The following is an 18164-nucleotide window of genomic DNA, read 5'->3' as shown; positions in this document are numbered from 1 at the left end:
TTTTAGATGAAAATAGATCCGGATAAATATTTAGTAAAAACACCTGTAGACTTATCAACCATACCAACACATGAAGATTTTGGAGTTTCTGATTTAAAATTAGAAAAGGAACTTAAAAAAGTACGTGTGAAGTTGGGGGATTTTCAAAATACCTTATATGCGCATGGTAAATATGGGGTATTGGTTTGTATACAGGGAATGGATACCGCTGGTAAGGATAGTTTGATACGTGAAATTTTTAAAGATTTCAACGCTCGTGGTATTGTGGTGCATAGCTTTAAAAGTCCTTCTGCACTAGAATTAAGGCACGACTTTCTATGGAGACATTACATAGCATTACCTGAAAAGGGAAAATTCAGTGTGTTTAACAGAACACATTATGAAAATGTACTTATTAGTAGGGTACACCCTGAATTTGTTCTAGGAGAAAAAATACCAGGAATACATTCTGTTGATGATATTGATACTAAATTTTGGCAAAAGCGGTTTAAGCAAATCAATAATTTTGAAAATCATATTTACAGTACAGGTACCATTGTATTCAAATTCTTTTTACATATTTCTAAGGATGAACAAAAAGATAGGTTAATAAGAAGGCTGGAGCTGAAACGTAAGAATTGGAAGTTTTCACCAGACGATCTAAAAGAAAGAGAACTTTGGGATGAATATCAATCTTGTTATGAAGATGCTATTAATAATACCTCTGCTAAAAATACGCCTTGGCATATTATCCCTTCAGATAATAAAGATGCAGCTAGGTTAATAGTTACTTCCATAATGCACAAGAAGCTTAAGGAATATAAAGATATTAAAGAGCCTACATTAGATCCTGAAATTCAAAAAAATATAGATACTTTTATAGATCAACTTAAGTCTGAATAAGATGAAATATATGTTTACCCTTTTGTTGTTGTTTAGTTTTTTAGTGAATAATGCACAAACTAATAGCGATGAAGTAATTCTAAAACAATTCTATTCAACCTCTTTATTAGATGGTAAAAGTTATAATTGGTTAGATCATCTGTCTAACCGTATTGGTAGTAGATTAACGGGGTCTATAGGGGCAGAAATGGCTGTAGAATACACCAAGAAAGAGTTAGAAGCTTTAGGGTTAGATAGGGTTTGGTTACAACCGGTTTTAGTAAAAAAGTGGGTAAGAGGTGCTAAGGAAGTTGCTTATATTAAATCTGACATTAATACCAATTTACCTTTGTGCGCATTAGGAGGTTCTGGACCTACACCACCTTCAGGAATTATTGCACAAGTAGTGGAGGTACACAGTATAGAAGAGTTAAATGCGTTGGATGATGCTGTGGTAAAAGGTAAAATAGTATTTTTTAACAGGCCTATGCAGGCAGATTTAATTCAGACCTTTGAAGCTTATGGAGGATGTGTAGATCAGCGTGTGCACGGGGCAGAGGCTGCAGCAAAAAAAGGTGCAGTAGGTGTTTTTGTTAGGTCTATGAATTTACGTTTGGATGATTATCCGCATACAGGAACAGTAAGTTATGGAGATTTACCTTTAAATAAACACATACCAGCCGCTGCAATAAGTACGAATGCAGCAGAAATTTTAAGTAGTATAATAGCGCTAACACCTGAACAAGAGGTTTATTTTAAACAATCTTGTTCTTATAAAGGAGAGGTGCAATCTTATAATGTTATTGGTGAAATTACCGGAAGCGAAAAGCCAGAAGAAATTATGGTTGTAGGAGGGCATTTAGATTCTTGGGATTTAGGTGATGGTTCTCATGATGATGGTGCTGGTTGTGTGCAAAGTATGGAAGTGTTGAGGTTGTTTAAGAAACTTGAATATAAGCCTAAGCACACCATTAGAGTAGTGTTGTTTATGAATGAAGAGAATGGTTTAGATGGTGGTTTAAAATATGCTAAAGATGCTGAAGCTAAAAACGAAAAACACTTATTTGCATTAGAAAGTGATGCAGGAGGCTTTACTCCTAGAGGTTTTGCCTTTGATTGTAATGATGAGCAGTTAGAAATAATTCAAAGTTGGAGAGAATTATTTAAACCGTATTTAATTCATTATTTTGAAAAGGGTGGAAGCGGAGCCGATATTGGTCCTTTGAAAGCAGTTGGTGTTATCTTGGCTGGTTTGCGTCCAGATTCGCAGCGCTACTTTGATTACCATCATGCAGAAAATGATACTTTTGATGCAATTAATAAAAGAGAGCTAGAGTTAGGAGCAGCTACTATGGCTAGCTTAATGTATCTAATAGATGCCAATTTTTAATGCTTACGAGGATGAAAGTTTTGCATTACTTCTGATAGGTGTTGCCTATCTAGGTGCATATATATTTCGGTAGTGGTAATGCTAGAGTGGCCAAGCATTTGTTGTATAGCAATTAAATTGGCGCCATTTTGTAATAAATGGGTAGCGAATGAATGTCTGAAGGTGTGCGGACTAATTTTCTTCTGTAGACCTATTTTTTCAGAGAGTTGTTTAATAATAGTAAAAATCATCGCTCTTGTTAATTGTTTTCCTCTTCTGTTTAAAAATACATTGTCAGAAAATTGTGGGTCAATGTTTAAGTGACACCTTATTTCTTGTACATATATATTAATGTATTTCATTGTTGTATTCGCAATAGGAACAAATCTGTCTTTGTTTCCTTTACCAGTTACTTTTATAAAACCTTCATCAAAAAATAAATCAGAAATCTTTAGGGTGATAAGTTCACTAACTCTTAGACCGCATCCATAAAGTGTTTCTAATATAGCTTTATTTCGTTGCCCTTCTGGAGAGCTTAAATCAATGGCTGCTATGAGCATGTCTATTTCTTCAATAGACAGTACATCAGGAAGTTTTCTACCAGTTTTAGGAGACTCTAATAATTCAGCAGGATTATCTTTTCTTAAATCTTCAAAAACCAGATAAGAGAAGAAATTTTTAATTCCAGATATTAGCCTAGCTAGTGATGTAGCTTTTAAATTTTTTGATGCTTCGTATATAAATTGTTGCAATATCTCATCGGTAATGACTAGGGGTGTAGTGGTAATAGAATTTTCTTCTAAGTATTTTTCTAGTTTGGTTATATCTCTTATATAACCTTGTACAGAATTGTCAGAAAGGCCTCTTTCTATTTTCAAATAAAATGTGTAATCTTTAATAGCAGTTTTCCATTTCATAAAGGCTAATATAGTACAAATAAAAAAACCACCTGCCTAGCAGGTGGTTTCGGTTTTTGAAGTCATATTTACATTCCCCCAAACACAAAATGAATCTTCAAAAAATCCTTAGTAATTAATAGTTCACTACTATAGCAAATATAAATATTATTTTTAATAACGCAATAATTCTTTAATAAAAAAATAATATCGTAATAAAACTGGTTTTTTTTTGATTATATTATTCTTAATTTTTAATTGTTTTTTCGCAAACGTTATAGGGTATTCACAAATTTTAAGCATTGTTTCCAATTTTCTTAACGGTTTAAACATTCTAGCTGTTATAATTTAGAGCTATTAAAAATTAAGAAAATTTAAAATTATGAAAAAGACGTTAGTAACATTAGCTTTATTTCTAATGGGGGCAGTTGCAGTACAAGCACAGGCAGATCAAAGTTTACCACAGATTGGTATTAAAGGGGGTTTAAATTTATCTACCATCACTTCAGATGATTTTAATGATGGGGAGGAGTCAAGAACTAGTTTTAATGTTGGTTTGTTGGCTGAGTTACCTATAAGTGACCGTTTTTCTATACAACCTGAGGTACTATACTCAGCTCAGGGTTTTGATATTCGTCAGAACGATAATGGGGATGATGTAGAATATCAGTTAGATTATATACAGGTACCGGTGTTAGCTAAACTTTATCTAATAAAAGGATTAAGTGTAGAGGCAGGTCCGCAATTTGGTTTTAAAGTGAACGAGGAAGTTGATTTTGATCCTACTTCTGATGGCGGTGATTTTGATATTGATGCCGATGATTCAAGTGTTAAAGATTTTGAAACCAGTGTAGCGCTAGGTGCTGCTTATAAGTTTGATAATGGATTTTTTGTGTCTGGAAGGTACACACATGGTTTAACAAATATATTTGATGATTCATCGCTACTAGGAAATGTAGATGCTAAAAATGCTGTGTGGCAATTTGGTGTAGGATTTATGTTTTAGTATAAATTATGGAATAAAAAAGCAGGATAAATGTAGTTTGTCCTGCTTTTTTTATTCTTTAGCGATAATTTTTTTACACTAATGCAATATTTGTAATTTTACTTAAAATTTATACATCTGAGAATAAGGTAGTTATCTGTTAAATTTTGTTAATTTTATGCGATAATGTTATGTTTTTAATCGATTTGGTTATTATTTTTCAATAAAATTGGACGGTTCCTTTATTAAACATATAAACTATTGTAAATCTGATAGTTGTAAATTTTTGTATTAACTTTATGTAAAAATTGTAAACCAAAAACTATGAAAAAAACTGTTCTTTTTATTTTGTTATCTATGTTCACTTCTTACTTGCTACAGGCGCAAGCAAGTTTTGGCGTAAAAGCTGGTGTAAATTTAGGAAGCCTTACTGGAGAGTTTCCTTATGGCCAAAAAACGCGAGTATCTTTCAACGCCGGTTTTGTATCGGAGTTTCCGCTTTCTGATTCTTTTTCTATTCAACCAGAATTATTTTATTCCGATAAAGGTACTCAAGTAATCCAAAGAGATGCAAGCACTGTAGAGTTTCAACTTTCGTATGTTGAATTGCCTGTTTTAGCAAAAATATATTTTGCAGAAGGGTATAGTAGTTTTGAGATTGGACCGCAATTTGGCTATAAATTAACGGAGAAAGTTGAAGGGGAGACACCTGATGCTGATTTTGCTAGAGATTTTGATACAAGTATTGTTGCTGGTTTAAGTTATAAATTCGACAACGGATTTTTTGTAACTGGTAGATATATCTATGGTGTTCCGGATCAATTTATTAAAAATGCTTTTATGGGTAACCCATACGCTAGATTATCAACTGTGCAATTCAGTTTAGGATATATGTTTTAAAACACTCTTAAAACTACTATTGACCTCATTTTTCCCCCTTATTCCCCCTTTTTTTCTTTCTTATAGTTTATAACTTGAAATTAACTGTAAGCATTATATTTTGAAAAACATTATTTACAGCTGCTCTATCAGTAAGTCCTACGGAATATAACTGGTAAGTATTGTCTTGCTCTGCTCTGTCGTAAGAAATATCTAACTTGGTACCACCAAAGTCATAGCCTAGACCAAAAGAGTATCCTGTTAAATCACCCATTAAGGCTGTATTTTTGTATGGAGATTCCTCTAATCTGTATCCAGCTCTTAAGCTTAGTTGTTCTATTCTGTACTCACCACCAACTCTATAGGTATTAGCTACCGCTAGTGTATTAGAAATCACTTGATTTTCACTTCTGAAATCAGGGTCGTTAGTAGGTTTAAATTTAATGTTACTATAATCTTTTCTAGAGTAATCAAAACTTAATAGCCCTTGTTTGCCAAATACGTAAGCTAAACTACCTGTTAATTTACCTGGGGTTTTTAGTCTATACGTTTCGTAAACATTTACAATGTTTGGGTAAATAACATCCGGATTATATTCATCTCCATTTTCATCAATGGAAACACCAAATACACCTTGAGTTAGTTCTTCATCTATATTATACCAAGTAGGAGAGTCGTAAACAGCGCCTAGGCGTAAATGATCTCCAACTTTTATAATGGTTCCCAATTGAAAAGAAAATCCATTACCATATACTTCTAAGTAATTTTCAAAACCTGTTTCTTGAATAGCAGAGTATGGTTGACTAGAATTTACGTAAGGGTCAAAACCTATCTCAGATAAGTAAGTGCTTTTCTTGTAATCTATAACGTGGCTATTTAAATTAAGCCCTAAATGAAGAAAATCTTTATACTGAGCTCCAAAGTTAAAGGAGAACTTTCTGCTTGCTCCTTTAGTTTCAAGGCTATATTCTTGGTCAACACCATTACTGTACATGGCGTTAGAAATATAGGTAGTATTATCAGTATCTGTTGTAAGCGGATCAATAATATAAGATTGGTATCCTAAAAACGCTTGTTGAGCACCAAAGCCATAATATTCGCCTAAGTATTGGTATAAGTCATCAATGCTTTCGTTTTGTAATAAATCTAAGTTACTTAATTCTATTCCGTTTGCATAAGCTAGGAAATATTGATCTATTCCATTATTTGGATTGATACCTGCAATGAAATTGGAATTAGAATAATTATTGGTAAGATCATAATTAACTCCAAAACTTAATTTCTTCCAATCTGAATCAGTGTCTGTGTTGTTTAATACAAACACAAAGCCTCCTTGTGATAAATCAAATCTGTCATTATTCTCAGAAGTTAATGTGTTAAAAAAGTTATTCTCGTTTTGAGTGCTATAATTACCAATGGTAAGTCCAATTTCAGAAGTAACAAATACAGCAGACCCAGCAGGGTTAATGCTTATGGCAGAAACATCTCCACCTAGTGCGCCAAAGGCGCCACTCATAGCTCTTACTCTTGCAGAACCTGATAATTCAGTAGAACTGTAACGTAAAGCGTCATTTATATCTTGGGCAGTAGCTATTGAGGCAGTTAATGCCGTAGCTAATAGTAAAGCAAATTTTTTCATTAAAAAGGCAATTTAATTTAGTGTTTACGCAAGTACATAGAGAGGGTTGTTATCTTCTTCCTCCAGATCTTCCGCCTCCGGTTCTTCCGCCACCTCCAGATCTGCTTGGAGAATAGCTTCTACTAGGGCTGTACGATCTTGTTGTACTTCTTGTGTTTGTTCTAGGTGTAGTAGTAGTTCTTGTTCTAGTGTTATTACTTCTAGTTCTAGTACCGTTATTTCTAGTTCTAATCTGGAAGCTAGAATTTCTTGGATTTGTTCTCGTTCTTGTTCTAACTGTAGAATTGTTATTGTCTGTTCTTCTTCTAGTAACGGTTGTGTTTCTAGTTGCGGTATTAACAGCTCTTCTAGTAGTTCTTCTAATGCTTTCGACTCCTGTTCTGGCAGAAGTGTTTCTTCTTCCTCTCACGTAAGCAACATTATTTCTGTAGTAACGTGGGTGATGGTAATATGGATATCCACCATAGTAGCCTCCCCATCCGTAACCATAACCATAACCTGGATATCCGTAGAATCCTCCGTACCAATAAGGGTCATACCATCCCATACCCATACCCCAGTATCCGGTGTTCCAGCCTAAGCCCCAACCCCATCTAGAGTATCCGTAGCCATAGCCTCCCCAACCGTAACCATATCCGTAAGGATTGTTGTATACATTTACATATACATCAGAAGTGTTGTTTCCCCAACCGGCATAGCCATTATCTACATATCCGTAGTCTACATTGGTGGTGACGTCTGTAGTGTCAACTACCTCGTTAGTACTGGTATAAGCATCTATGTTGGTAAAGTATAAAGCAGTAGAATCAGAAGGTATTTCTTCGTTCGCAAGTTCATTAAAGTAGTCTCTATAATAATCTGCGGAAGCATAAGTAACGTTGTTTTCTGCAACAGGAACTTCTCTAGAGTAATCGGCATTGTAAATTCCGTCTGTATCGTAATACGATGAACCCTGGAATGAGCCACAGGAAACCAATAATGCAGGAAGTGCTATAAGCAACGTCCATCTAAATATATTGGCTTGTTTGTTTTGAGTAGTGAAAGTCATCATCATTGCATCTTTTTATTGTTGAACATAACAAAAATAATTAGTTTTGTCGAAACAATTATTTATTTAACATTAGCGCAAAATTTGTGCCAAAATATATATAATGAGCAAAAAGTTAACTACTAGGGCAGAAGACTATTCAAAATGGTATAACGAATTGGTTGTAAGAGCCGATTTAGCTGAGAATTCGGGAGTTAGAGGTTGTATGGTTATTAAACCTTACGGGTATGCTATCTGGGAAAAAATGCAAGCACAATTAGATAAAATGTTTAAGGAAACTGGACATGAAAATGCATATTTTCCACTTTTTGTTCCTAAAAGTCTTTTTGAGGCGGAAGAAAAAAATGCTGAAGGTTTTGCTAAAGAATGTGCTGTTGTTACTCATTACAGATTAAAAAGTGATGAGGAAAACAAAGGAAAATTAATAGTAGACCCAGATGCTAAATTAGAAGAAGAATTGGTGGTAAGACCAACTTCTGAAGCTATTATTTGGAATACTTATAAAAATTGGATTGAATCTTACAGAGATCTTCCTATTCTTGTAAACCAATGGGCAAACGTTGTGCGTTGGGAAATGAGAACGCGTTTGTTTTTAAGAACAGCAGAGTTCTTATGGCAAGAAGGGCATACGGCACATGCTACGAAAGCAGAAGCTTTGGCAGAGGCAGAACAAATGATGAATGTATATGCAGAGTTTGCAGAAGACTTTATGGCGGTACCTGTTGTAAAAGGGTTTAAAACCGAAGCAGAAAGATTTGCAGGGGCTGATGAAACATATTGTATAGAAGCATTAATGCAAGATGGTAAAGCACTACAAGCGGGTACTTCTCACTTCTTAGGGCAGAATTTCGCGAAAGCATTTGATGTTAAATATACTACCAAAGAAGGAAAGCAAGAACATGTTTGGGCTACTTCTTGGGGGGTATCTACCCGATTGATGGGAGCTTTGATAATGACGCACAGTGATGATCAAGGTTTGGTGTTGCCACCTAAATTAGCGCCAATTCAATTAGTGGTAGTGCCTATATACAAAGGTTTAGATCAATTAGAGGCTATTAGAGCGCATATAAAGCCTTATTTAGATGAATTGAAGAAGTTGGGTGTTTCTGTTAAGTTTGATGATAGAGATACGCAAAAACCAGGTTGGAAGTTTGCCGAATATGAGTTGAAAGGGGTGCCTGTACGCGTGGGTATAGGAAATAGAGATCTTGCTAACGGAACCGTAGAGGTGGCTCGTAGAGATACGCTCACAAAAGAAACAATTGATATTACAAATCTTGTAGAAACGGTAACAACGTTGCTAGAAGATATTCAAAATAACATATACCAAAAGGCATTTGATTACAGAGCGTCTCATATTACCGAGGTGAATTCTTTTGAAGAATTTAAAGAAGTTTTAGAAAATAAAGGAGGATTTATTTCAGCGCATTGGGATGGTACAACAGAGACAGAAGAAAAAATTCAGGAGCTTACAAAAGCTACAATTAGATGTATTCCGTTGGATTCCAAGGAGGAAGAAGGGGTTTGTATGTACACTGGTAAGCCGTCTAAGAAGCGCGTGCTATTTGCAAAAGCATATTAATTTTAATTTTTTTTCAAAAAGTGTTGCGTAGTTTAAAAAATGTTGTAGCTTTGCATCCGCAATAACGAAAAAGATGGTCCGTTCGTCTAGGGGTTAGGACGCCAGGTTTTCATCCTGGTAACAGGGGTTCGATTCCCCTACGGACTACTAAGTAAACGAAAAGTTTATTTGTTATTGTTGGCCCGTTCGTCTATCGGCTAGGACGCCAGGTTTTCATCCTGGTAAGAGGGGTTCGATTCCCCTACGGGCTACAACTTGGTTATATATTAGAAGAGTAAAAATTTTGAACCTTTTGGTTGTTTAAAACAAAAAGAAATGGCAAATCACAAGTCAGCATTAAAAAGAATTAGAAGAAACGAGGCGGTTCGTTTAAGAAATAAATATCAGCACAAAACAATGCGTAATGCATTGAAAAAATTACGTTCTTTAGAAGATCAGAAAGAAGCTGAGACTTTATATCCTACTGTTGCTTCTATGATTGATAAGTTAGCTAAGAAAAACATCATTCATAGTAACAAAGCTGCTAACTTAAAAAGTGGTTTAACTAAGAAAATTGCTTCTTTAGCTTAAGCTCTTTTTAATAGAAAGATAAAACAGAACCTGCATTGTTATGCAGGTTTTTTTGTTTTAATTGGTGAATAAAGAAAGCCGACATTGTAAAATGTCGGCTTTTGACTTTTATAAGGTGTTTTGGTTTAGGCGTAGCGTCTTCTGTATTCTTTTTTTTAAGTATCTAGATTAGGGAGTTTCAGTTTGCTTCTTTTGTTTGTTCTGTGGCTTCTAAACAGCGTGTTTAGTGTGGTTGGTAGGGGGAAGGTTGTTGGGGTGTTGAAATCTTTTATAGGGTTGGTATTTGGAATAAAAAAAACCGACACTGTTAAGTATCGGTTTTTAGTTTTATGATAGGATGAGTGTTACTGATTCATAGTCATTAAAAACTCATCGTTATTTCTAGTTTGTTTAATACGTTGTTCCATAAATTCCATAGCCTCTACAGGGTTCATGTCAGATATGTACTTACGCATAATCCACATACGTTGTAATGCTGTATCGTCTAATAATAAATCATCTCTACGGGTAGAAGAAGAAACAAGGTCAATAGCTGGGAATATTCTTCTGTTAGCTATTCTTCTGTCTAATTGAAGTTCCATGTTACCAGTACCTTTGAATTCTTCAAAGATAACTTCGTCCATTTTAGATCCGGTTTCTGTTAATGCTGTAGCTATAATTGAAAGAGATCCTCCGTTTTCAATATTTCTTGCGGCACCAAAGAAACGTTTTGGTTTGTGTAATGCATTAGCATCTACACCACCACTTAATACTTTGCCAGATGCAGGTTGTACAGTGTTGTATGCTCTAGCTAAACGTGTAATAGAGTCTAGTAAGATAACAACATCATGTCCGCATTCTACTAGTCGCTTTGATTTTTCTAAAACAATATTGGCAACACGAACGTGTTCGGTAGCTTCTTTGTCAAAAGTAGAAGCAATAACTTCACCTTTTACATTACGTTGCATGTCGGTAACCTCTTCAGGTCTTTCGTCAATTAGTAATACTATAAGGTATACTTCTGGGTGGTTTGCAGCTATGGCGTTAGCAATGTCTTTTAATAACATTGTTTTACCAGTTTTAGGTTGCGATACAATCATACCACGTTGTCCTTTACCAATAGGAGCAAATAGATCCATGATTCTGGTAGAGGCAGTACTGTTCTTATCGGCTATAGCAAACTTCTCATCAGGGAATAATGGAGTAAGGTGTTCAAAAGAAACACGGTCTCTTACTACCTGTGGTTCTAATCCGTTAATTTTATTAACCTTAATTAAAGGGAAATACTTTTCTCCTTCTTTTGGTGGTCTAACGTTACCAAGTACAGTGTCTCCTGTTTTTAATCCGAACAATCTAATTTGAGATTGCGATACGTAAATATCATCAGGAGATGATAGGTAATTATAATCGGATGAGCGTAAAAAGCCATATCCGTCTTGCATTATATCTAGTACACCTTCACTTTCAATAATTCCGTCAAATTCAAAATCAGGTTCTCTATAACGGTTTCGGGTATCTTTATTAAAGTTATCCTTCTCGTTATTGTTTTTATGATTTTGATTGCGGTGGTTATTGGTGTTTTTAGAGAATTCTTTCTTGTTATTGTTGTTGTCACGTTTTTTGAAATCGTCTCTATTATTATCTCTACGCTGCTCTTTATTTTGAGGTTTATTATCCTTTTCAGTAGCAGTTTCTTTTTGAGGTGTAGCTTGTTGTTTAGGGGCTTCAGCTTTTATTTTTGCTGGTGCTTCTTTCTTTGCTTCGGGTTCAGTTTTTTCAGCTACAGGAGCTGGTGTATCTGTATTTTCAGCAGGTTTTTTTTCCGGAGTAATCTTTTTAGATACTCTTGTGCGTGCACGTTTAGCCTTTGGTGCTGTGTCCTTAGCATTTGTAGTTTCTGTAGGGGTTTCCTCAGCACTACTTTCCTTCTTTTCCTGAGCAACAGATTGAGGGTCTGCAGCCTGAACATCAAGGATTTGGTAGATCAAATCCATTTTTTTTAAACTTCTGAATTTAGGTACATCAATAGCCTTGGCTATTTCTTGTAGTTCAGATAGTTTTTTAGCTTTTAAATCTGTTATTTCAAACATTTATAATGAAAATATGTTTAAGTGTTGAAGTTGAAAATGAAAATATAAATTGAAAAATTTTCGAAGACTATCGATATGTCGATATTATGTGTGCTACGAATAGGTTTCACAATATTACAAATTATTTTTTACGAATACAATAATTTTTTTTGCGCTTTTTTCAAACAGAAGTTATACTTTTGTGGTCGAATTTTAAGAAATGATACAACGCATACAAACTTTATACCTGTTGATAGTGGTAATACTAAATGGAGTATTGTCGTTTTTACTGTCAATGTATACCGAAAATGGAGTGGCTGTAATGGCATATGACAATATGATGTATATGGTTGCTTTTATAGTGTCTGCATTATTAGGTATTGGTGCTATTGTATCTTTTAAGAATAGAAAAAATCAATTTGTGATAAACAGATTGAACATGATATTAAATCTTATCTTACTAGGATTATTTGTGTATTGGTCGCTAACTATATCCGGAGAAGTGGAAACTTCTGAGAAGGGTATTGGGATGCTTCTTCCGATCATTTCTATCGTTTTTCTTGTGCTCGCTAATAGAGCAATTAAAAAGGATGAAGATCTTGTAAAATCAGTTGATCGATTACGATAAACCTAACATCTTAGTAGTATTAGTGCGTAGAAAAGCCCGGTTATACCGGGCTTTTTGTTGTTTTAATTAGAAAGTTCAATAATTTCTAAGTCTTTTATATCATTACCGTCTATAACAAAACGTAACATGGTTCTTACTTTATGAAATCCGTGTTTACCACAGGCACCAGGGTTCATATGTAGTAAATTTAGTTTTTTGTCCCACATAACCTTTAGTATGTGAGAGTGCCCACAGATAAATAATTTTGGAGGGTTCTTGGTGATTTCTTCCTTAACTCTAGGGTTGTATTTATTAGGGTAACCACCAATGTGGGTTATCCAAACATCTACACCTTCACAAAAAAACCGATTGTTTTCAGGGAATTCTGCGCGTGCTACATGATTGTCTATATTTCCGTAGACTGCTTTTAATGGTTTCAATGCTTTTATGGTATCGGTTACTGTTATATCGCCTATATCACCTGCGTGCCATACTTCATCGGCCATTTTTACATATTTTAATATGGAGTCATCTATATGGCTATGAGTGTCTGAAAGGAGTAAAATTCGGGTCATTTAGAATGCTGTTGAAAAAAGTAAATGGTTCTATGTATCTTTGCAGATTGTATACAAAAATACTTATTTCTTTTGAGATACTTTTTAGAGTTTTCTTATAATGGGGCAGGGTACCACGGTTGGCAAAATCAGCCAAGCGCAATTTCTGTACAAGAGGTTTTAGAAAAGGCATTGTCTACTATGTTGCGTAGGGAAATGACTATTGTGGGAGCTGGTAGAACCGATGCGGGTGTACATGCGAAACAAATGTTTGCTCATTTTGATGTAGAAGAGCCCGTAGATGATAATTTAGTTCATAAGTTAAATTCTTTTTTGCCAAAGGATATTGCTATACATGCACTTCACTTGGTAGCGGATGATGCTCATGCGCGTTTTGATGCCACAAGCAGAACCTATGAATATTGGATAGTGAATAGAAAAAATCCGTTTTTAACTGATTATGCTTATTTGGTACATAAAGATATTGATGTAGAGAAGATGAATAAAGCAGCTGAATTGCTTTTTAGTTATGAAGATTTTAAGTGTTTCTCTAAATCTAATACCGATGTTAAGACCTATATTTGTAAATTGATGAAAGCACATTGGGAATGGAAAGGTGATACCTTGGTGTTTACTATTCAAGCAGATCGATTTTTAAGAAATATGGTGCGTGCTGTAGTAGGTACTTTATTAGAGGTAGGGCTTGGTAAAAGTGAGATAAGCAATGTGCAAGCGGTAGTAGAAAGTAGAGATAGAAGTAAGGCGGGAGTGTCTGTGCCGGGGCATGCCTTGTATTTAACAAAAGTAGAATATCCTTATATAGATATTAATGAGTAAAGAAACATCAGGAAAAGCTTTTGATTTTAAATTGATTAAAAGACTTGTAACCTACACAAAACCTTATAAACCTACATATAATTTTGTGGTATTTTCCGCTATATTATTGGCTTTTTTAGCGGTAGTTCGACCAATAATGGTGAATTACTCGGTAAATACGTATATGGCAGATCAAGATGAACAGGGGCTGCTGTTTATTTGTATTTTAATGGTTGCTGCTCTGTTTTTAGAGGTAGGTATGCAGTGGTCTTATAATTATTTTTCTAGCTGGCTAGGGCAAAATCTCATAAAAGATATTAGAATTAAGCTTTTTAAACATATGCTTCGTTTTAGAATGAAGTATTATGATAAGTCTTCAGTAGGTCTTTTAGTTACCAGAGCCGTACAAGACATGGAGCGTATAGGCGAAATTTTTAGTAATGGATTTTTTGAAATTATTAGTGACTTACTAAAAATAGTAGTGTTTCTAGGCGTAATGCTATACTTTGATTGGAGATTAACATTGATAGTGGTCTGTATTTTTCCTGTAATTTTATATGCTACTTTCTTGTTTCAAAGAGCTATGAAAAAAGCCTTTATTGAGGTGAGAAAGGAAGTATCCAACTTAAATTCATTTGTACAGGAACGTATTACGGGAATTAAAATATTACAAATTTTTGCTAGAGAAGAGCAGGAGTATAAGCGATTTAAAGAGATTAACGACCGTCATAAAAAATCATGGATTTCTACAGTATGGTATAACTCTATTTTTATATCGGTTATAGAAATGGTTTCTTCTATAGTAGTAGGTTTAGTTGTTTGGTTTGGTGGGTTAAATGCTGTGAAATCTGGTGATAATGATTTAGGAACAGTGATTATGTTTATTTTACTGATAAACATGTTGTTTAGACCTTTACGCCAAATTGCTGAGAAGTTTAATGGTTTGCAAATGGGAATGGTTGCTGCGGGGCGTGTTTTTGGTATTTTAGATACTGAAAGTTATATAGATGATAACGGGACCAAAGTGGCTAATGATATTAAGGGAACTATTGATTTTGAAAAGGTACATTTTGGCTACATAGAAGGTGAGGAAGTTTTACACGGTATTTCTTTTAATGTACAGCAAGGGGAAACCGTTGCTATTGTAGGAGCAACAGGTGCCGGAAAGTCTACTATTATTAACTTATTGAATCGTTTTTATGAAATTCAATCTGGGGCTATTAAAGTAGATGGAGTAAATATTACACAGTATACTCTTCAGTCTTTACGTAGTAATATTGCTATTGTATTGCAAGATGTGTTTTTATTTGCCGATAGTATTTTAAATAATATTACGTTGAAAAACCCAGATATTAAAGAGGCTCATGTAATACAAGCCGCTAAAGATATTGGTGTGCACGATTTTATTAGTAGTTTACCAGGTGGTTATCATTATAATGTTAAAGAGCGTGGTACTATGTTGTCTTCTGGGCAACGACAGTTAATTGCGTTTTTGAGAGCGTATGTGAGTAATCCGAGTATTTTAATTTTGGATGAGGCTACCTCTTCTGTAGATTCATATTCAGAAAAGTTAATTCAGCAAGCTACTGAGCGTATTACTGAAAATAGAACTTCTATAGTAATTGCGCACCGTTTGGCAACTATTAAAAAAGCTTCTAAGATTATAGTAATGGATGCTGGTGAAATTGTAGAAACTGGTACCCATAAAGAATTATTAGCTATGGAAAATGGTTACTATAGAAACTTATATGAAGTACAATTTATGGCAGAAGAAAAAGTAAACCGCTAATAAACTGTTTGCTTTATTGCTACTTAGATATGAAATTGCTTTAATGAGTTTTGTGAACTAGTAGTTTATGATAAGTCTTCAGACATGATATTCATAAGTTCATCGTGGTCATTAAACAATACAAATTCTCCGTTTTTCATATAAGAAATTTGTCCGGTTTCTTCAGAGACTGTGAGTGCTACAGCATCTGTTTTTTCGGTAATGCCTAAGGCTGCTCTATGGCGTAAACCAAAACGTTGTGGTATGGTACGCTCGTTAGATACAGGTAGAATAACACGGGTAGCTACCAATTTATTTTCTTTAATAATAATGGCACCATCATGCAGGGGGCTGTTTTTAAAAAAGATACTTTCTATTAATGGTATGTTTACAATGGCATTCATCTCGTCTCCGGTATTTTTCACAAAATCTAACGATCCGTTGCGCTGCAAAACTATAAGTGCTCCTGTATTGGTAATAGCAAGTTTTTTACAAGCTTGTACAATAAGTCTAACATCGGTATTGATGCTTTCTTTGTTTTGGTTTTTCAAGAAGTGAAAATGTCTTATTAAACTCTTTTTTGTGGTAAAGTTATAAGACCCTACCATTAAAAGGAATTTTCTTATTTCTTGCTGAAATACCAAGATAAGTGCTAGGTAGCCTGCTTCAAAAAAGTTGTCAAAAATACTACTAAGCAGCTCCATTTGAAGCAGCTTTGTTATTTGAAAAATAACATAGATAATAACAATACCAATAAATATATTTACCGCAGCTGTACCCTTTATTAATTTGTAGAGGTAATACAATAGCGAAGCAACCAAAAAGATATCAATTAGATCTACAGGGCTAAAATCCAGAAAATTCAGAGGGTTTTTCAAAGCTGCTTTTTTTGTAAATGTATAAATTTTAATTACAGAGTACAACCACAATCGGGTAGTTTCGTCTCGTCATATATAAATTGTATTGGCGATAGTTTTATAGAGTCTCCAATTGCTTTTTTTACCAATTGTAAGTCAGTTATATAATCTTGATAGGTTACGTGTTTATCAAAATTAAGATAAATAAGAGGAGCTCTTCCCATGGCAGAAGCAGCAGAAAATTCTTTTATGAAGTCTACCAATTCTTCTTTGGTAGTTTCAGTTTGGTTTAAGGTAACGCCATTATTTTGTTTAAAGTTTACTGTTAGAGGAAAGGTTTCTGTAAACTTTTCTGGGTTGTCATCTATATAAAACTTAGAGAATGCCGTGTCATAAACAAACTCAGTTTCTGTAAAGTCTATAAAACCTAAATTTTCAATAGTTTTATCATTTACGGTAAGGTAATTTTTAGCGTCCTCATTTTTGTGCATTTTAGCATCGGCCTTTTTTGCTTGTAGTATTTTAATGGTAGGAATGGCTTGGTATAGCTTTAACCTCTTGTCTATATGTAATACCCAATTGGTGGTAATAATTAGGTTCTTTCTGTTTAATTCAATAGAGTCCTTATTCTCTGTATTGTAGAACAAATAAGCCGGAGAGTAGTCTTCCATTTCTGTGGTGTCACTGCTTAAAGTTTCTGGTAATTCAATAGTTTTTTGCTTACCACAAGAGAATAGGCAAATAGCACTTATTAAAAGAATTAGTTTTTTCATTTTACAGCGGTTGAATTTAATTGTTGGTAAATGGTAATACATTCTTTGGCTTCTTTTACATCGTGCACTCTTAAAATATGGGCTCCTTTTTGTAGTGCAATGGTGTTTAAAATGGTGGTTCCGTTTAAGGCTTCCTGCGGGGTGCTATTAAATAATTTATAAATCATGGACTTTCTAGAGATGCCTACAAGTATGGGTAAGTTATGAAAATGTAACATTTCTAAATGATTCATTAATTCATAATTTTGTTCAAGCGTTTTAGCAAAACCAAAACCAGGGTCTATAATAATATCATTCATACCGTACGATTTGGCTTTGGCTATTTTTTCAGATAAATGCAGATTAACATCTGTAGTAATGTTTTTATAGCTAGTTTGCGTTTGCATGTTTTGAGGATTGCCCTTCATGTGCATTAAAATATAAGGCACGTTTAAGTTGGCAACAGTTTCAAACATTTTATCATCAAGATCACCACCTGAAATATCATTAATAATAGCGGCTCCAGCGGCTATACCAGCGTTGGCTACTTTGGCTCTAAAGGTATCTATTGAAATAATAGTTTCGGGAAAGTGCTTTAGTATAATTTCAGTAGCACTACTTATTTTAGCTATCTCTTCTGACTCACTTATGTCAATAGCTCCGGGTCTAGAGCTATAGGCTCCTAGGTCTATTATATCGGCACCTTCACTCAGTAGTTTTTCACATTGCTTCACAATAGATTGCGGATTGGTGTAGCTACCTCCGTCAAAAAAAGAGTCGGAAGTAACATTTAGTATCCCCATAATTTTAGGAGATGAGAGGTCTATTAAGTTGCCGTTGCAGTTTATGGTCATTATACGTACTAATTGATTTTTAAATGATTGTCTGTAATTCTATCCCTGAAATTTTAAAGTTTAAGGAATCACTTTTGAA

Annotated in this window: 17 protein-coding genes and 2 tRNA genes; 11 read left to right on the top strand and 8 right to left on the bottom strand. The window is 34.4% G+C overall.

All coding sequences use genetic code 11. The features are described from left to right. Positions 1-6 precede the first annotated feature (6 nt). Positions 7-882: a PPK2 family polyphosphate kinase gene (locus Y10_RS14990; protein ID WP_281766228.1), complete on the top strand. Its 876-nt coding sequence runs from the start codon at positions 7-9 to the stop codon at positions 880-882. Between the two features lies 1 nt (position 883). Continuing rightward, positions 884-2251 carry a M28 family peptidase gene (locus Y10_RS14985; RefSeq protein ID WP_281766227.1) on the top strand — a complete coding sequence of 456 codons (1368 nt, stop codon included), beginning with the start codon at positions 884-886 and terminating at the stop codon, positions 2249-2251. Here the strand turns inward: Y10_RS14985 and xerD are convergent. Next, positions 2248-3147 carry a site-specific tyrosine recombinase XerD gene (xerD, locus tag Y10_RS14980; protein WP_281766226.1) on the bottom strand — a complete coding sequence of 300 codons (900 nt, stop codon included), beginning with the start codon at positions 3145-3147 and terminating at the stop codon, positions 2248-2250. The genes Y10_RS14985 and xerD overlap by 4 nt on opposite strands. A gap of 361 nt (positions 3148-3508) precedes the next feature. Here xerD and Y10_RS14975 point away from each other — a divergent pair, with 361 nt between their 5' ends. Together Y10_RS14975 and Y10_RS14970 are read left to right on the top strand one after the other, a co-directional pair. Continuing rightward, entirely contained in the window at positions 3509-4132 is a 624-nt protein-coding gene (locus tag Y10_RS14975; protein ID WP_281766225.1) for a porin family protein, read from the top strand. Between the two features lie 303 nt (positions 4133-4435). Continuing rightward, positions 4436-5011, top strand: coding sequence for a porin family protein (locus tag Y10_RS14970; RefSeq protein WP_281766224.1), 576 nt, complete (start codon positions 4436-4438; stop codon positions 5009-5011). A 67-nt stretch (positions 5012-5078) separates the two neighbouring features. On the opposite strand, the gene Y10_RS14965 is transcribed toward Y10_RS14970, so the two are convergent. Both Y10_RS14965 and Y10_RS14960 read right to left on the bottom strand, forming a co-directional pair. Further along, the gene (locus Y10_RS14965; RefSeq protein ID WP_281766223.1) at positions 5079-6629 is read right to left on the bottom strand and encodes an OmpP1/FadL family transporter; all 1551 of its coding nucleotides are present in this window, start codon (positions 6627-6629) and stop codon (positions 5079-5081) included. Between the two features lie 49 nt (positions 6630-6678). Further along, positions 6679-7680, bottom strand: a complete 1002-nt coding sequence (locus Y10_RS14960) for a hypothetical protein (protein ID WP_281766222.1) — start codon at positions 7678-7680, stop codon at positions 6679-6681. Positions 7681-7780: 100 nt separating this feature from the next. On the opposite strand from Y10_RS14960, the gene proS reads away from it, so the two are divergent. From proS to rpsT, 4 genes are all read left to right on the top strand, one after another. Continuing rightward, positions 7781-9259, top strand: a complete 1479-nt coding sequence (proS, locus tag Y10_RS14955) for a proline--tRNA ligase (protein ID WP_281766221.1) — start codon at positions 7781-7783, stop codon at positions 9257-9259. A gap of 75 nt (positions 9260-9334) precedes the next feature. Beyond that, positions 9335-9406, top strand: a tRNA-Glu gene (locus Y10_RS14950). A gap of 32 nt (positions 9407-9438) precedes the next feature. Then, a tRNA-Glu gene (locus Y10_RS14945) sits at positions 9439-9510 on the top strand. Positions 9511-9574: 64 nt separating this feature from the next. After that, on the top strand, positions 9575-9829 hold the full coding sequence (gene rpsT / locus Y10_RS14940) for a 30S ribosomal protein S20 (RefSeq protein WP_281766220.1): 255 nt from the start codon (positions 9575-9577) through the stop codon (positions 9827-9829). A gap of 344 nt (positions 9830-10173) precedes the next feature. On the opposite strand, the gene rho is transcribed toward rpsT, so the two are convergent. Continuing rightward, the gene (gene rho, locus Y10_RS14935; protein ID WP_281766219.1) at positions 10174-11898 is read right to left on the bottom strand and encodes a transcription termination factor Rho; all 1725 of its coding nucleotides are present in this window, start codon (positions 11896-11898) and stop codon (positions 10174-10176) included. A gap of 199 nt (positions 11899-12097) precedes the next feature. On the opposite strand from rho, the gene Y10_RS14930 reads away from it, so the two are divergent. After that, the gene (locus Y10_RS14930) at positions 12098-12505 is read left to right on the top strand and encodes a DUF4293 domain-containing protein (protein WP_281766218.1); all 408 of its coding nucleotides are present in this window, start codon (positions 12098-12100) and stop codon (positions 12503-12505) included. Positions 12506-12567: 62 nt separating this feature from the next. On the opposite strand, the gene Y10_RS14925 is transcribed toward Y10_RS14930, so the two are convergent. Next, positions 12568-13059 (bottom strand): metallophosphoesterase family protein, encoded by a 492-nt coding sequence (locus tag Y10_RS14925; RefSeq protein ID WP_281766217.1) that lies wholly within the window; start codon positions 13057-13059, stop codon positions 12568-12570. 72 nt (positions 13060-13131) lie between these two features. Between Y10_RS14925 and truA the strand changes: the two genes are divergently transcribed. After that, positions 13132-13875, top strand: coding sequence for a tRNA pseudouridine(38-40) synthase TruA (gene truA / locus Y10_RS14920; protein WP_281766216.1), 744 nt, complete (start codon positions 13132-13134; stop codon positions 13873-13875). Then, positions 13868-15643, top strand: a complete 1776-nt coding sequence (locus tag Y10_RS14915; RefSeq protein ID WP_281766215.1) for an ABC transporter ATP-binding protein — start codon at positions 13868-13870, stop codon at positions 15641-15643. Before truA ends, Y10_RS14915 begins: the two co-directional genes overlap by 8 nt. A gap of 65 nt (positions 15644-15708) precedes the next feature. On the opposite strand, the gene cdaA is transcribed toward Y10_RS14915, so the two are convergent. The 3 genes from cdaA to folP are packed head-to-tail and all read right to left on the bottom strand — an operon-like array spanning position 15709 to position 18085. Beyond that, the gene (gene cdaA, locus Y10_RS14910; RefSeq protein WP_309297837.1) at positions 15709-16500 is read right to left on the bottom strand and encodes a diadenylate cyclase CdaA; all 792 of its coding nucleotides are present in this window, start codon (positions 16498-16500) and stop codon (positions 15709-15711) included. 32 nt (positions 16501-16532) lie between these two features. Then, positions 16533-17252, bottom strand: a complete 720-nt coding sequence (locus Y10_RS14905; protein ID WP_281766214.1) for a hypothetical protein — start codon at positions 17250-17252, stop codon at positions 16533-16535. After that, positions 17249-18085, bottom strand: coding sequence for a dihydropteroate synthase (gene folP / locus Y10_RS14900; RefSeq protein WP_281766213.1), 837 nt, complete (start codon positions 18083-18085; stop codon positions 17249-17251). Before folP ends, Y10_RS14905 begins: the two co-directional genes overlap by 4 nt. Between the last annotated feature and the right edge of the window lie 79 nt (positions 18086-18164).

Origin of the sequence: Neptunitalea lumnitzerae (genome assembly GCF_027924185.1) — a bacterium.
GTDB classification, from domain to species: domain Bacteria; phylum Bacteroidota; class Bacteroidia; order Flavobacteriales; family Flavobacteriaceae; genus Neptunitalea; species Neptunitalea lumnitzerae.
This window is presented reverse-complemented; position numbering and strand designations above follow the sequence as displayed.

Coding starts and splice junctions, on each gene's coding strand:
- xerD (WP_281766226.1), bottom strand. CDS start 3,147: ATGAAATGGAAAACTGCTATTAAAGATTACACATTTTATTTGAAAATA.
- Y10_RS14915 (WP_281766215.1), top strand. CDS start 13,868: ATGAGTAAAGAAACATCAGGAAAAGCTTTTGATTTTAAATTGATTAAA.
- rho (WP_281766219.1), bottom strand. CDS start 11,898: ATGTTTGAAATAACAGATTTAAAAGCTAAAAAACTATCTGAACTACAA.
- Y10_RS14985 (WP_281766227.1), top strand. CDS start 884: ATGAAATATATGTTTACCCTTTTGTTGTTGTTTAGTTTTTTAGTGAAT.
- Y10_RS14925 (WP_281766217.1), bottom strand. CDS start 13,059: ATGACCCGAATTTTACTCCTTTCAGACACTCATAGCCATATAGATGAC.
- folP (WP_281766213.1), bottom strand. CDS start 18,085: ATGACCATAAACTGCAACGGCAACTTAATAGACCTCTCATCTCCTAAA.
- Y10_RS14990 (WP_281766228.1), top strand. CDS start 7: ATGAAAATAGATCCGGATAAATATTTAGTAAAAACACCTGTAGACTTA.
- proS (WP_281766221.1), top strand. CDS start 7,781: ATGAGCAAAAAGTTAACTACTAGGGCAGAAGACTATTCAAAATGGTAT.
- rpsT (WP_281766220.1), top strand. CDS start 9,575: ATGGCAAATCACAAGTCAGCATTAAAAAGAATTAGAAGAAACGAGGCG.
- Y10_RS14905 (WP_281766214.1), bottom strand. CDS start 17,252: ATGAAAAAACTAATTCTTTTAATAAGTGCTATTTGCCTATTCTCTTGT.
- Y10_RS14975 (WP_281766225.1), top strand. CDS start 3,509: ATGAAAAAGACGTTAGTAACATTAGCTTTATTTCTAATGGGGGCAGTT.
- Y10_RS14960 (WP_281766222.1), bottom strand. CDS start 7,680: ATGATGACTTTCACTACTCAAAACAAACAAGCCAATATATTTAGATGG.
- Y10_RS14930 (WP_281766218.1), top strand. CDS start 12,098: ATGATACAACGCATACAAACTTTATACCTGTTGATAGTGGTAATACTA.
- Y10_RS14965 (WP_281766223.1), bottom strand. CDS start 6,629: ATGAAAAAATTTGCTTTACTATTAGCTACGGCATTAACTGCCTCAATA.
- Y10_RS14970 (WP_281766224.1), top strand. CDS start 4,436: ATGAAAAAAACTGTTCTTTTTATTTTGTTATCTATGTTCACTTCTTAC.